The sequence below is a fragment of the Pseudomonas brassicacearum subsp. brassicacearum genome, assembly GCF_008801605.1.
Classification (GTDB): Bacteria; Pseudomonadota; Gammaproteobacteria; order Pseudomonadales; family Pseudomonadaceae; genus Aquipseudomonas; species Aquipseudomonas brassicacearum.
This window is the reverse complement of sequence record NZ_VZPJ01000001.1, coordinates 137072-150870: the sequence shown is the minus strand read 5'-3', so window position 1 is coordinate 150870 and position 13799 is coordinate 137072. Positions and strand designations below refer to the sequence as shown.

The following is a 13799-nucleotide window of genomic DNA, read 5'->3' as shown; positions in this document are numbered from 1 at the left end:
CCCAATAGCCCGAGGGAGAACGTTGACCCATGCCCGATTTCGACTGGAACATCCACCTGCCGCTGGCCTTTGGCGATGCCGGCCCGCCGGTTCGCCACTTGCACCGGGCTTTGCCGGGACAACCTCGGCGAGATGAGTTCGAAGCGTTCATCCAGCAGCGTTTTCGCCAGGTCCACGGTGCCGATATTCGTCACTTCATGCCGGAGCTGTTCGGGCTCGACGATGTCCACGGCACGCTCTGCGCTGCCGCTGGCGTGCGCCGCGCCGCACAGGGGCCGCTGTTCCTCGAACGTTATCTGGACAGCCCCATCGAGCCCTTGATCAGTGCCGCCGCTGACCGTCCGGTGGACCGCGCCGGCATCGTCGAGGTTGGCAATCTGGCCGCCAGCGACACGGGCAGCGCCCGGCTGAGCATCATCGCGATCACTTATCTGTTGGCCATGGGCGGTCTGGAGTGGGTTGCGTTCACTGGCAACATCGGCTTGGTCAACAGCTTCCATCGCCTGGGTCTCAAGCCTGTGACGCTGTGCCCTGCAGACCCTCAGCGCCTCGGCGAGGACCGCCATCTCTGGGGCCGCTACTACGAAAGCCAGCCGTGGGTTCATGTCGGAAACATCCGCGCCGGTTTCATTCATCTGCGCAATACCGGCCTGTTCAATCGTCTGGGACTGCCGACGGACCTCGGGGAAACCAGCCATGTCGCCTGAAATGGAACGCTTCAAGCGCACCCTGCGTGGTCATGCCGAGCGCAGGGGCCACGCCGTGGCGCTGTGGGGCGACGGCTCGCAGCTCGACTACGCGACGCTTTATTCCGAAGTGGTATACCGCCAGCAACGCCTGCGCGATGAACACATCAGCGTGGTCGCCCTGGCCCTGGACAATGGCATCGAAGCGATGCTCTGGGACCTTGCCGCACTGTTCGAAGGGCTCACCTGCGTCATCCTGCCCGGGTTTTTCAGCCAGGCTCAACGTCGGCACTGCCTGGAACAGAGCCAGGCCGAGCGAGTGATTGCCGAGCCCGTGTTCGAAGCGGAACTGCAAGCTGCCGGATACCAGCACAGTGGTGAGTTCTGGCGGCGGCACTTCGACGGGCCGAGCCGTCTGCCGGTGGGCACCGCCAAGCTGACGTTCACCTCCGGTACCACCGGCACGCCCAAAGGCGTCTGCCTGAGCGCCGACAGCCTGTTGCGGGTGGCCCGTGAACTGGAGCAGGCCAGCCAACCGGTCGAGGCCAGGCATCACCTGGCGTTACTGCCTCTGGCGATTCTGCTGGAAAACCTTGGTTGCTACGCGGCGTTGTATGCCGGTGCCATGCTGAGCCTGCCCAGCCAGAAGACCCTCGGCATCCAGGGGGCCAGTGGGGTCGACCCGACGCGTCTGCTGGGATGCCTGGCCGAGCGTCGGGCGCAGAGCCTGATCCTGGTTCCGCAGTTGCTGTTGATGTTGGTCACGGCTGCCGAACAGAAGATGTTCAACCCGCACATCGTGCGATTCGCTGCCGTCGGCGGGGCACGGGTGTCCCACGATTTGTTGCAGCGGGCCCAGCGTGTTGGCCTGCCGGTGTTTGAAGGCTATGGGCTGTCGGAATGCGCCTCGGTGGTCTGCCTCAATCGGCCACAGGCCCACCGTGCCGGCAGTGTCGGCCAGCCGCTGCCCCATGTGGAGATCCGCTTGGCCGATGACGGCGAAGTCCTGATCAAGGGCTCGACGCTGCTCGGTTACCTGGGTGAGCCACCGCACACCAGCGAATGGTGGCCCAGCGGCGACCTGGGCGAGTTCGACGAAGAGGGTTTTCTTTACCTGCGCGGGCGCAAGAAGCACCAGTTCGTGACCAGTTTCGGGCGCAACGTGAACCCCGAATGGGTTGAAGCCGAACTCACCCAGGGCGGTGACATTGCCCAGGCCTTTGTCTATGGCGAAGCCATGCCGCACAACCATGCACTGCTCTGGCCCGCCCGGGCCGACTGCACGGATCAAGCGCTGGAGCTGGCCGTGGCCAAGGCCAACGACACGCTGCCCGATTACGCGCGGGTCCATCACTGGACGCGCCTGGACCAACCCTTCAGCGCTGCCAACGGCATGCTCACCGCTAATGGCCGGCCACGCCGGGAGGCCATCGTCGAGCATTACCGCGCGCAGCTCACTTCATCTGTCTTGTCCGAGGAATCCCCATCATGAGTTTTTTTGACACGTTGCAAGAAGCCACCCAGCAAGAACGCCAGACCCTGTTCAATCTGCCGATCATTCGTGACGCCCTCAACGGCCAGGTCAGCCTGGCCAGTTACCGGGGCTTCCTGATCCAGGCGTATTACCACGTGCGCCATACCGTACCGTTGATGATGGCGTGCGGGGCGCGGCTGCCAACGCACCTGGAATGGCTGCGCAAGGCCGTGTGCGAATACATCGACGAAGAGTACGGCCACGAGCAATGGGTGCTGGATGACATTGCCGTGTGCGGTGGCGATAAGGAAGCGGTGCGCAACGGCCAGCCCTCGTTGCCCATCGAGCTGATGGTCAGTTACCTCTACGACTTGATCGCCCGAGGCAACCCGGTAGGCCTGTTCGGCATGGTCAATGTGCTGGAGGGCACCAGTATCGCCTTGGCGACCCATGCCGCCGACAGCATCCGCGAGCGCCTGGAATTGCCGCCCACGGCGTTCAGCTACCTCAGTTCCCATGGATCGCTCGACATCGAGCATATGCAGACCTATCGCGGCCTGATGAACCGCCTGGACGATCCGGCGGACCAGGCTGCGGTGATCCATGCCTCCAAGGTTGTGTACCGGTTGTACACCGACATGTTCCGCGGCCTGCCGCGCGACGGGGAGCATGAACATGCGCTTGTGTGATGCGCGTGTCGTGCTGACCGGTGCCAGCGGCGGAATTGGCCAGGCCATCGCCGCCGCCCTGTGTGCCAGTGGCGCGCGGGTCCTGGCCGTGGCCAGGCATCGCGAAGCCTTGCAGCCGTTGCTGGAGCAGTATCCGCAGCAATTGAGCTGGGTCGAAGCCGACCTGACCTTCCTCGCCGACCGGCGCAAAGTGTTGGTCGCCGCCGAAGCCCAGGGCGGCATCAACCTGCTGATCAATGCGGCCGGCGTGAACCACTTCGCCATGCTCGAGCAACTCGACGACAGCGAGATCAACGCCATGCTGGCGCTGAACATCAGCGCGCCGATCTGCCTGACCAAACTGCTCTTGCCGCTGCTCAAGCAAGCTGACAGTGCGATGGTGGTCAACGTCGGCTCGACCTATGGATCAATCGGTTACCCGGGATACGCCAGCTACTGCGCCAGCAAGTTTGCCTTGCGCGGTTTTTCCGAAGCCTTGCGCCGGGAGTTGGCCGATACCCGTGTCGGGGTGCTCTACGTAGCGCCCCGGGCCACCCGTACCTCGATGAACAGTCCGGCGGCCGATGCGCTCAACCAAGCCCTCAAGGCCAACGTCGACGACCCGCAAACCGTGGCGGCGGCGGTGATCCACGCGATTATCGGCGACCGACGCGAGCTGTATCTGGGCTGGCCCGAACGCTTTTTCGTCGGCCTCAACAGCCTGCTGCCCAACCTGGTGGACCGTGGCCTGCGCAAGCAGTTGCCACTGGTGCGCCGTCTCAGTCATAAACCCGAAAACGAGCACCTCAAGCCATGAAAAAAATCTTCGCTTGCCTGTTGATCGGCACCCTGAGCCAAAGCGTCTGGGCGTTGGAGGCGGCCGACCAGCAACGTCTCGGCGACATCCAGCAGAGTTGGGCCCATATTCAATATGAAGTGCCTGAAGGCCAACGCGCCGATGCGTTCGAAAAACTCGCAGTCCAGGCATCGGCGTTCAAGCAGGAGCGCCAATCGGTGGCCGAAGCGTGGATCTGGTCTGGCATCGTCAACAGCAGTTGGGCCGGTGCCAAGGGTGGGATCGGCGCGCTGGGCAAGGTCAAGGATGCCAAGGGCGACCTGGAAAAAGCCCTGACCCTGGACCCCAAGGCCCTGCAAGGCTCGGCCTACACCAGCCTCGGCGCACTCTACGACCGGGTGCCGGGCTGGCCCCTGGGTTTCGGCGATTCGGACAAGGCCGAGCAATTGCTCCAGCAGGCTTTGCAACTCAACCCGAACGGCATCGACAGCCTGTACTTTTGGGGCGATCACCTCTACCGTCAGAAGCGCTATAGCGAAGCCAAGGCAGCGCTGCAAAAAGCCTTGCAGGCAGCACCGCGGCCAGGTCGAGAAACGGCCGATGCCGGGCGCCGCAAGGAGATCGACGCTTTACTGGTGGATGTGAACAAGAAACTGAACTGACAGGAGCGGATGTGCGTTTATTACTGATCGAGGATGACGTGGCCTTGGGGGAGGGCATCCATCAGGCCCTGAGTCGCGAAGGTTATACCGTCGACTGGGTGCAGGACGGCAGCAGCGCCTTGCATTCGTTGCTCAGTGAAACCTTCGACCTGGCGGTGCTCGACCTGGGCCTGCCACGCATGGACGGCCTGCAAGTGTTGCGGCGCTTGCGTGACAGTGGTTCCAACCTGCCGGTGCTGATCCTCACCGCCCGCGATGCCACCGAGGATCGCATCGCCGGGTTGGACGCCGGGGCCGATGATTATCTGGTCAAGCCCTTCGATCTGGCGGAACTCAAGGCCCGGCTACGGGCCTTGTTGCGCCGCAGCGCCGGCCGCGCCCAGGCGTTGATCGAACATGCCGGTATCAGCCTGAACCCCGGTACCCAGCAAGTCAGTTACCAGGGCAAGCCGGTGGCGCTGACACCCAAGGAATATCAGCTGCTCCATGAGCTGCTCTCGCCGCCGGGCCGAGTCATGACCCGCGATCATCTGATGCAGCTGCTCTACGGCTGGAGCGAGGAGGCCGAAAGCAACACGCTGGAAGTGCACATCCATCACCTGCGCAAGAAATTCTCCACCGACCTGATCCGCACCATCCGCGGTGTCGGTTACCTGGTGGAGGAGCGTCGATGAGTTCGATCCGGCGTCGTACCCTCACGTTGATCCTCGGCCTGCTGTTCCTTGGCCTGTTGATCATCACCGTATTCAACCTGCATGACAGCAACCACGAAATCGCCGAGGTCTACGATGCCCAGTTGGCGCAGAATGCCCGGCTCTTGCAGGGCGTGATGCGCATGCCGATGGCGAGCAAGGAACACGCCGAGCTGTATCAGGCGTTCAATTCGGCGCTGGGGCAGGCGGTTCCCAGGGTCGATGGCCATCCCTATGAAAGCAAGATTGCTTTTCAAGTCTGGAACTCACAAGGTTCGGTGCTGGTTCATACCTCCAGCGCACCCTCGTTCACCTCACCGCCGGGCGCGCCCGGTTTCAGTGAGGTCGTGGACCAGAAGAACCGTAAGTGGCGGGCGTTCGTCCTGGACGATGCGCAATACGGCTTGAAGATCTGGGTGGGCGAGCGCGACGACGTGCGTGCCGACCTGGTCGATCGCATTGTTCGTCACACTGTCGTGCCCAACCTGATCGGCAGCGTGGTGCTTGCCGCAGTGATCTGGCTGGCCATCGGCTGGGGGCTCAAACCCCTGGTCGATATGGCGGCGAAGTTGCGCGCCAGGCATCCCGGCTCACTGGAACCCCTGCAAATGATGCCGCTCCCTACGGAGCTTGAGCCCATGCAGGCGGCGCTCAACCGCGTCTTGGCGCAGATCCAGGAGGTGATGGGCCGTGAGCGGCGTTTCATTGCCGACGCCGCCCATGAAATGCGTACGCCCCTGGCCGTGCTGCGGGTGCATGCACAGAACCTGATGGAGGCGGGAAGCGAGCAAAGCCGGCGCGAGTCCCTGGAGCACCTGATCGCTGGCGTCGATCGCACTACGCGCCTGGTCAATCAACTGCTGACCATGGCGCGGCTCGAACCGCAGGCAGGTGTTCCGACGCCTGCGGTCATCGACCTGCCCGCCACGGTTCGTGCGAGCCTGGTTCAACTGACGCCCTGGTTGTTGAGCAAGGGACTCGAGCCGGTGCTGGACGTCAGCGATGACATCGGCCCGGTTCGAATCGACCCCGTGGCCATCGACATCGCCTTGAACAACCTGGTGACCAACGCGGCCAATTTTTCGCCGGCCAACGGCACGATCACCGTACGCCTGGCCAGGAAGGGCGATCACTACGAGCTGTCAGTCGAAGACCAGGGGCCGGGTATCGACGAGACCGAGCGTGAGCGGCTCTTCGAGCGGTTCTACAGCCGCGGCAATGACCAGGGGGCTGGGCTGGGCCTGACGATCGTGCGCACCATCGCGGATCGTCTGGGAGGGCGCATTCGCTTGGAAAATCGCACCGAGGGTGGGCTGTGCGCGACCTTGGAAATAGGGCGCTTCTAAGCGGTTTCTCGACGCCATGACAGGTGGCCAGCCCCTGGTGGTGGGCTCAAGCCGGCGTATCGGCCGTGGATTGTTCGGCGAGAAAGGCGACTATCTCGTCGACCGTGCTGCGTGCCGTGCGTGTAACGCCGATCAGGGTGGCGGAAGCCGACCCCGTCCACTCGCCGTAGCCGACCAGCCACAGCCTGGGCTCTTGTATCGAGCGGGTGCCCTCGACTTCCACACGGCCGTCGTTGTTGAGCACTCCCAGCGTATCAAGGTGCTGCAGGGCGGGCCTGAACCCGGTGCACCAGATCACCACGTCCACTGCTGATTCGCGGCCGTCGGCCCAGATCACGCCGTTGCGGATAAAACGCTCGAAAGGCCTGACAGACTGAAGGACGTTGCGTTCACGAGCCTCGACCACCGGCGGCACCATGACGATGTCACCCAACCCTCCCACGGGTTGGTCGATGACGCGACCTTCCTGTTGGGCCTTCCAGCGTTCGGTGGCGCGCTCGAACAACACGCGCCCATCCACTTCGTCGGGAAGGAACAGTGGCTCGACGGGAGTGACCCAAGTAGTCTCGGCGATTTTCGACACCTCGGCCAGAATCTGCGCCCCTGAATTGCCGCCGCCCACCACCAGGACTCTCTTGCCAGCGAAAGGGGACGCCTCGACATAGTCCGCCGAATGCAGTTGCTGGCCGGCGAACAAGGCCGCATCAGGGTAGCGAGGGATGTAGGGGTTGCTCCAGGTACCCGTTGCGCTGACCACGACCCGTGCGTCCCATTGCCTGTCCCGGGAATGGACGCGCAAACCCGTTTCCGTGGGTTCCACACGGGTGACCTGTACCGGCCGCACCACGGGAAATCGATAGCGCTGTTCATACTGCTTGAGGTAGTCGATCACGTGGTCTCGTGACGGATAGCCATTTTGTGTGGGGGGCATCATCCAGCCGGGGATCGAACTCCAGGTCGCCGGGGAAAAGAGTCGTAGCGAGTTCCAGCCATGCCGCCAGGCACCACCGGGTTCTTCCTGGGCGTCGAGGATGACGAACGACAGAGGCGTACGCCGCAGGAAATAGGCCACCGCCAAGGCCGCTTGGCCGCCACCGATGATGACTACGTCAAATGTATCGGGCTGTGAGCGGGGCATGACGGCGAATCCTTTGGTCGAGTGAGAGCCTGTTGCGGAGCTCCAAGGGTGACTGGCAAGGTTCAATGGCCGTTCCAAAAGAACGGCCATTGCGCCTCTCAGCTACGTTTGCAGGTCTTGATGCCCAACAACGAATAGATCGGGCAGAAGCGCATGAAACCGGTGGCCAACGGCACGAGGCCGATCCAACCCCACGCGCCGATCAAGCCCGTCAGGCTGAGGATAATGAGGACAAGCCCCACAGCGATACGTGCGCCCCGGTCAATGGTTCCAATGTTGGCTTTCATGACAATCTCCCGATCAATGGACGCGCCGGGTTTCCAGCGCGGAGAACAACAACATGCCCGCCAACATGGCCAGCATGAACACAAAGGCTTGCCAGTGTCCGGTCAGCAGGATGGCCACGGCAGGGCCAGGGCAGATGCCGGCGATGCCCCAGCCGATACCAAACACCAGGCTGCCACCGATCAGGCGTGGGTCCAGTTCTCGCTTGACCGGCAACTGCATGGGGCTGCCCAGCAGCGACTGAGTCTGTTGGCGCGCCCAGGCCAGGGGGGCGATGGCGGTGCCAATCGCTCCGATCATCACCAGCGCCAGGGACGGGTCCCAGGTGCCGGCCAGATCTAGAAATCCCAACACCTTTTTCGGGTTGGCCATGCCTGCCAGGAGCAGCCCGAAGCCAAAGAGCAGGCCAGCGATGAATGCCGTCAGTTTGCGCATGTTCAAACCCCTATCACGTGACGCAGGACAAATACCGTGGCGAAACCGCTGAGCATGAAACACGCGGTGGCGACCATCGAGCGCGGTGAAAGGCGCGATAGGCCACACACGCCATGGCCACTGGTGCAGCCCGAACCGTAACGAGTGCCGACCCCCACCAACAGGCCGGCGACGGTGAGGCCGAGCCAGCCGTTCTGGAACTCGATCGGCGGCAAGGTGGCAAACACGCCCCATAACAGCGGCGCGACAAGCAGGCCCAGGAGAAACAGGGCCTTCTCGCCCAGCCCTTCGCTGCCACGTTGCAAGAGGCTGCCGATCAGCCCGCTGATGCCGGCGATCCGGCCGTTGGCGACCACGAACAGGCTGGCCGCCAAGCCAATCAACATGCCGCCGGCCAGGGATGCCCACGGCGTAAAGTTGAGCCAGTCAATATTCATCAGCGTTCTCCGCTACACATCGTTGATATTCCATCTGGTTTCAACCCAGGACCTTTACCAGCAGGGCGACCGCTACCAGCGTCGACACCAGGGCAAAGCCTCTTTGCAGATAGGGTTCCGGCAACCTCGCGGCGACCAGGCGCCCGCCGAGCATGCCGACGATGGCCCCCATGGAAAAGGGTAGCGCTATGGGCCATTGCAGGTGGCCCATCGCCGAACTCGCCAGCACCCCTGACATGGAAACCAAAGCGATGACGGTCAGCGACGTGGCGAGCACCGACTGCGTGGTCAAATTGGTGTACCGCTGGAGCGCCGGAACCATGACGAAACCACCGCCCACGCCGAGCAGTCCGGAAAGCACCCCAGCGACCATGCCCGAAGCCGTGAGCGCCCACGCGCAAGTGCCGGTCCAGTTCAGCTTGCCGCGATTTTCGTCCAGGACACAGGGCGGCGGTTTGCGTGTTTCGGATGCCTTTGCTCTGACATGAGAGGGCAATGATTTTTGCAATGCCCGGAACGCCACGTACATCAGCAACAAGGCAAACAGGATCGTCAGCGGACGGTTGGGCGTGCGCTGCGCCAACCAAAGGCCCAGCGGCGAACAGATGACCCCCGCACTGGCCGTCACCAGTGCAGCCTTGTAGCGCACGATGCCATTGCGCAGGCCCATCACGGCGCCCAGGGTGGCGGCCAGGCCCACCGCCAGCAATCCAATGGGCCCGGCTTCGGCCATGCTCAAGCCCACGCCAAAAACCAGGAACGGGACGGCGAGTATGCCGCCGCCGGCACCGGTCAGCGCCAGGATCACGCCCACCGTAAAACCCAGTACCAGGACGGTAATCATCTCGGTCTCCTGGAGGTGAAGGTTGATTTCATAGGTCCGCCAGTTCAGGTTTCGCCAGCCATTCACGGCCCTTGAGCATGGCTTTCCAGTACAGCGGTGGAAGAATGCGCTCTTTAAGTAGCCAGGCGAGCCGCGAAGGCCTAGTACCGTCGATCAGCCAGGACGGGAAACTGGGGGCGAGCTTGCCGCCATAGGTGAATTCAGCGAGAACGACCTTGCCCCGTTCCACGGTCAGCGGGCAGGAACCGTAGCCGTCGTAATGGGCGCTGCCCTTGGCCTTGCCCATGGCCGCCAGCACGTTATGAGCGACCACGGGCGCCTGCTTGCGCGCCGCCGCTGCGGTCTTTGCGTTGCTGGTATTGGTCGCATCGCCCAATGCGTGAATATTCGCCCAGGCCTTATGCCGCAAGCTGTCGGGGTCGACATCGATCCAGCCCGCCCCATCGGCCAGAGGGCTTACGCGGATAAAATCCGGCGCCACCTGAGGGGGCACCACATGCAGCAGGTCGAAGTCGTGCGTCACCAGGTGCGTACTGCCATCGGCCTTGACGCACCTGAAGGTCGCCGTTTGTGCCGGTCCATCGACAGACGTCAGCGTACTGCCGAAATTCAGGTCGATCCCATAGGCGTGGACGTACTCCATCAAGGCTGGCACGTAGTCGGGAACGCCGAACAGGACTGTCCCGGCGCTGCAGAAGTCGATCTCGATATCGCCGAGTACCCCTTGGCGTCTCCAGTGGTCGGCGCACAGGTACATCGCTTTTTGAGGGGCCCCGGCGCATTTGATCGGCATGGGGGGCTGCGTGAAAATGGCCCGGCCACTGCGCAGTTGCTGCACCTGTTCCCAGGTGTAGGGGGCCAGGTGGTACAGATAGTTCGAGGTGACGCCGTTGCGCCCCAGTGTCTGCGGCAAACCTTCAATGGCATGCCAATCCAGTTTAAGGCCCGGGCACACGATCAACTGCTCGTAGCGGACCACGCGGCATCCATCGAGAATAATGGCGTCGTTTTCAGGTTCGAAGGCCGCGACAGCCGCTTTGATCCAATGCACGCCCCGGGGAATGGTCGCGCCCATCGTGTGGGCCGTTCTGTGCGCGTCGAAGACGCCACCGCCGACGAGGGTCCAGCCGGGCTGGTAATAATGCACATCCGCCGGGTCGATAATGGCAATGTCCAGGCCCGGCTCGCGGGCCAATAGGCTTGAAGCTGCCGCGATGCCCGCCGCACCGGCGCCGACAATGACCACGGCATGCCGGGCTTCGGCCACGCCAACGGGCGTGCGTCCCTCGTTGGCAATTCTACGGATGACGCCTTTCATGTCGAAGCCGGCTTTGCTGGCTGTTTCGACAATCCGTGGCAAGGGCTGCTGGCCGGCCTGGGACAGGGCCCACATCGTCGTCGAGCGCATGCCGGAGCGGCAATACGCCAACACTGGCTTGGGTAAGGACTCGAACAATTTACCGAAGGCAACGCCCTGTTCGTCGGTCACCTTGCCGGACTCTGCGGCAAGGTAATGCGCCTCGATGCCCATCGCTTGTGCCGCACGCTGGATGTCGGCAAACAAAGGTTGATCGCTGCCTTCACCATCAGGGCGGTTACAGATGATGGCGCGGAAGCCGCTGGTTTTGATCTCACTCATCTGGTCGGGATGAATCTGCCCTGAGATCGAGAGGCCGGACGCAAGGTGGCGGATGTCCATGACTGTCTCCGTGATGACGGTTTTTCTTATGAGAGGGGGCGGGTCTTCAGAGCCGATTGAGTGGGATTTTCAGGTAGCACGTGCCGTTCGACTCCGGCTCCGGGAAATGCCCGGCCCGCATGTTGACCTGGACCGATGGCAGGATGAGCGTCGGCATGTCCAGCGAGGCATCGCGCTGGGTGCGCATCGCCACGAATGCTTCTTCACTGATGCCGTTACGGACATGGACATTGTCGGCACGTTGCTCGGCGACGGTGCTGGAAAATTGCACCTCGCGGCCACCCGGTTGGTAATCGTGACAGGTGTAGAGGAGGGTGTTGGCCGGCAGGCTCAAGACCTTGTTGATGGATCGGAACAACGTATGCGCGTTGCCCCCGGGGAAATCACACCGTGCGGTACCGTAGTCGGGCATGAACAAGGTGTCGCCGACGAATGCCGCTGTTTCCTGGCCGTCGCTGATGACATACGTCATGCAGGCGGGCGTGTGGCCCGGTGTGTGAAGCGCACGGCATTGCAGCGTTCCGACTGTGAACGACTCGTCATTGACGAACAGATGGTCGAACTGACTGCCATCGCGGGGCATCTGCCCACCTGTATTGAACAGCGTGCCAAAGACTTCCTGCACGGCGGTAATCTGGCTGCCGATCCCTATCGTGCCACCGAGTTTTTCCTTCAGGTACGGGGCGGCGGTGAGGTGGTCGGCATGGACGTGGGTTTCAAGAATCCATTCGACCTTCGCCCCCAGCTCGATCACCCGGGCCATCAGCTTGTCGGCCGAGGTGGTCGTGGTACGGCCTGATTTGGGATCGTAATCCAGGACGCTGTCGATCAACGCGCACTGGCGGGTCACTTCGTCCAGCACCAGATAGCTGACAGTGTGGGTCTCAGGATCGAAAAATCCTTCGACGTACGGTTTTACGGTCATGAACGGTCTCCTTCGGGGCTCTCAGCCGCTTGAAGAACAGACACAGCAATAATGCTGCCATGTCGATTATGGGCTGCTTAGAAACGCTAACCGTATGATTTTATTGGTTTAAATTCATGGGTGCCGACAAGGTCTCTTCCGATGTCCAGACAATTGAACTGCCATTGGCAGCGTTTGTTGGCATAGTGGCAGTGTCAACCTTGCTGGATGAATCACTGGAGCCGCGATGACACACAGCCTGCCGCCCACCCAAGACCTGCTTCCGCATCCAGACCAGGTGCAGTCCCTGGTCTCGTTTCTGGAGCACGAGCCCCAGCCGATGATCGTCCTCGATCCCGATTACAACATCCTGGCGGCAAACACGGCTTACCTGCGTCAGTTCGGCAGCGCCGACAAGCCGTTCATTGGCCATAAGTGTTATCGGGTTTCCCACCACTACGATGTGCCTTGTGACCAGGCCGGTGAGAACTGCCCGATGAAAAAGGCCAGGGAGATGCGCAGTCCGGATCGGGTCTTGCACATTCATCACACACCGCGCGGGCCCGAACACGTCGATGTGGAATTGCGCCCGATCCTGAATGAGCAGGGTGTCATCACCGCTTATGTGGAACGTCTTACCCAAGTGCGTAGCGCATCGGCACGGCCGAGCAACGAGGGGCTGGTGGGCAGTTCGCCGGCCTTTAATCAGGCGCTGCTGGAGCTGCAGCGGGTAGCGCCCTCGATGTTACCGGTCCTGCTGCTGGGAGAGTCCGGCACAGGCAAGGAGCTGTTTGCCCGCGCCGTTCATGAAACCAGCGAGCGGGCCGCGGGGCCTTTTGTCGTGGTCGATTGCTCCGGGTTGACCGAAACCTTGTTCGAGAGCGAGCTGTTCGGCCACGAGAAGGGCGCGTTTACCGGCGCCACTGTGCGCAAGGTGGGCCTGGTGGAGACGGCCCAGGGCGGCACGCTGTTTCTCGATGAGATAGGCGACGTTCCCCTGGCCATGCAGGTGAAACTGTTGCGACTGATCGAGTCTGGAACCTATCGCCGTGTCGGCAGTGTGGAAACCCTGCACGCGGATTTCAGGCTGGTGGCCGCGACCCATAAGCCGTTGGAGAAAATGCTCGAGAAAGGCGAGTTCAGGCAGGACCTGTACTACCGCATCAGCGTGTTTCCCATCCATTTACCGCCCTTGCGGCATCGCCTTGAAGACATCGGCTTGTTGGTGGATTCATTCCTGCAACGTTCCGGGATCGGTAAGCGTCGACTGACCATCGATCCCGAGGCGCTGATGCAATTGCAGCGGTTTTCCTGGCCGGGCAATATCCGCGAGCTGCGCAATGTCCTGGAAAGAGCTGCGCTGTTTGCCGACGACGGCGTCATTCACGCCTTGCATCTGCCCGCGCCCCCCGTGGCGTTGTTCGCCCCAGCCTTGACGCCTGCGCCCGACAGCAGGGACCTGGACCAGCTCCTGGCCACTTTCAAAGGCACCCGCAGCGAACTGGCCAGACACCTGGGCGTGAGTGAACGCACGTTGTACCGGCGGTTGAAAGAACAAGGCCTGGCCTGAGCCCCATCGAGCCTTGACTGCCAATGACTGCCAGCCCCTGGCAGTCATTGGCAGGTTCTCCTCCCTCCAAACCAATCGCTGAGCTTCGGCGTTTATCGCTAAATAATTGGTTTTTAAGCATAAATAATAAATTCAGGCGTTGGCATGAGCCGTGCTAATGCTT

Annotated in this window: 15 protein-coding genes; 8 read left to right on the top strand and 7 right to left on the bottom strand. The window is 62.2% G+C overall.

What is annotated here, in order from left to right; translation table 11 throughout:
• Positions 1-29 precede the first annotated feature (29 nt).
• The 7 genes from F7R20_RS00710 to F7R20_RS00680 are packed head-to-tail and all read left to right on the top strand — an operon-like array spanning position 30 to position 6324.
• A complete protein-coding gene (locus F7R20_RS00710) occupies positions 30-707 on the top strand; it encodes a thermostable hemolysin (RefSeq protein WP_003201114.1) in 678 nt (225 codons plus the stop codon).
• Positions 697-2178 (top strand): AMP-binding protein, encoded by a 1482-nt coding sequence (locus F7R20_RS00705; protein ID WP_003201116.1) that lies wholly within the window; start codon positions 697-699, stop codon positions 2176-2178. Before F7R20_RS00710 ends, F7R20_RS00705 begins: the two co-directional genes overlap by 11 nt.
• Positions 2175-2849 (top strand): TenA family transcriptional regulator, encoded by a 675-nt coding sequence (locus F7R20_RS00700; protein WP_003201118.1) that lies wholly within the window; start codon positions 2175-2177, stop codon positions 2847-2849. Before F7R20_RS00705 ends, F7R20_RS00700 begins: the two co-directional genes overlap by 4 nt.
• Positions 2836-3645 carry an SDR family oxidoreductase gene (locus F7R20_RS00695; protein ID WP_013693148.1) on the top strand — a complete coding sequence of 270 codons (810 nt, stop codon included), beginning with the start codon at positions 2836-2838 and terminating at the stop codon, positions 3643-3645. Before F7R20_RS00700 ends, F7R20_RS00695 begins: the two co-directional genes overlap by 14 nt.
• Positions 3642-4286 (top strand): tetratricopeptide repeat protein, encoded by a 645-nt coding sequence (locus tag F7R20_RS00690; protein ID WP_003201121.1) that lies wholly within the window; start codon positions 3642-3644, stop codon positions 4284-4286. Before F7R20_RS00695 ends, F7R20_RS00690 begins: the two co-directional genes overlap by 4 nt.
• Positions 4287-4297: 11 nt before the next feature.
• Entirely contained in the window at positions 4298-4960 is a 663-nt protein-coding gene (locus tag F7R20_RS00685; RefSeq protein WP_003201124.1) for a response regulator, read from the top strand.
• Complete coding sequence (locus F7R20_RS00680; RefSeq protein WP_003201126.1) at positions 4957-6324, top strand: sensor histidine kinase; 1368 nt, start codon at positions 4957-4959, stop codon at positions 6322-6324. The genes F7R20_RS00685 and F7R20_RS00680 overlap by 4 nt, the downstream gene beginning before the upstream one ends.
• A 46-nt stretch (positions 6325-6370) precedes the next feature.
• Here the strand turns inward: F7R20_RS00680 and F7R20_RS00675 are convergent, their stop codons facing one another.
• From F7R20_RS00675 to F7R20_RS00645, 7 genes are all read right to left on the bottom strand, one after another.
• On the bottom strand, positions 6371-7462 hold the full coding sequence (locus F7R20_RS00675; RefSeq protein ID WP_003201128.1) for an ArsO family NAD(P)H-dependent flavin-containing monooxygenase: 1092 nt from the start codon (positions 7460-7462) through the stop codon (positions 6371-6373).
• Positions 7463-7560: 98 nt separating this feature from the next.
• Complete coding sequence (locus F7R20_RS00670; protein WP_003201130.1) at positions 7561-7749, bottom strand: YgaP family membrane protein; 189 nt, start codon at positions 7747-7749, stop codon at positions 7561-7563.
• 13 nt (positions 7750-7762) lie between these two features.
• Positions 7763-8182: a DUF6691 family protein gene (locus F7R20_RS00665; protein ID WP_003201132.1), complete on the bottom strand. Its 420-nt coding sequence runs from the start codon at positions 8180-8182 to the stop codon at positions 7763-7765.
• Positions 8183-8184: 2 nt separating this feature from the next.
• Complete coding sequence (locus F7R20_RS00660) at positions 8185-8619, bottom strand: YeeE/YedE family protein (RefSeq protein ID WP_003201134.1); 435 nt, start codon at positions 8617-8619, stop codon at positions 8185-8187.
• A gap of 40 nt (positions 8620-8659) precedes the next feature.
• On the bottom strand, positions 8660-9463 hold the full coding sequence (locus tag F7R20_RS00655) for a sulfite exporter TauE/SafE family protein (protein ID WP_003201135.1): 804 nt from the start codon (positions 9461-9463) through the stop codon (positions 8660-8662).
• Between the two features lie 28 nt (positions 9464-9491).
• Positions 9492-11162: a bifunctional protein tyrosine phosphatase family protein/NAD(P)/FAD-dependent oxidoreductase gene (locus tag F7R20_RS00650; RefSeq protein WP_003201137.1), complete on the bottom strand. Its 1671-nt coding sequence runs from the start codon at positions 11160-11162 to the stop codon at positions 9492-9494.
• A 46-nt stretch (positions 11163-11208) separates the two neighbouring features.
• The gene (locus F7R20_RS00645; RefSeq protein ID WP_003201139.1) at positions 11209-12087 is read right to left on the bottom strand and encodes an MBL fold metallo-hydrolase; all 879 of its coding nucleotides are present in this window, start codon (positions 12085-12087) and stop codon (positions 11209-11211) included.
• A gap of 226 nt (positions 12088-12313) precedes the next feature.
• On the opposite strand from F7R20_RS00645, the gene F7R20_RS00640 reads away from it, so the two are divergent.
• A complete protein-coding gene (locus F7R20_RS00640; protein ID WP_003201142.1) occupies positions 12314-13636 on the top strand; it encodes a sigma-54 interaction domain-containing protein in 1323 nt (440 codons plus the stop codon).
• Positions 13637-13799 lie beyond the last annotated feature (163 nt).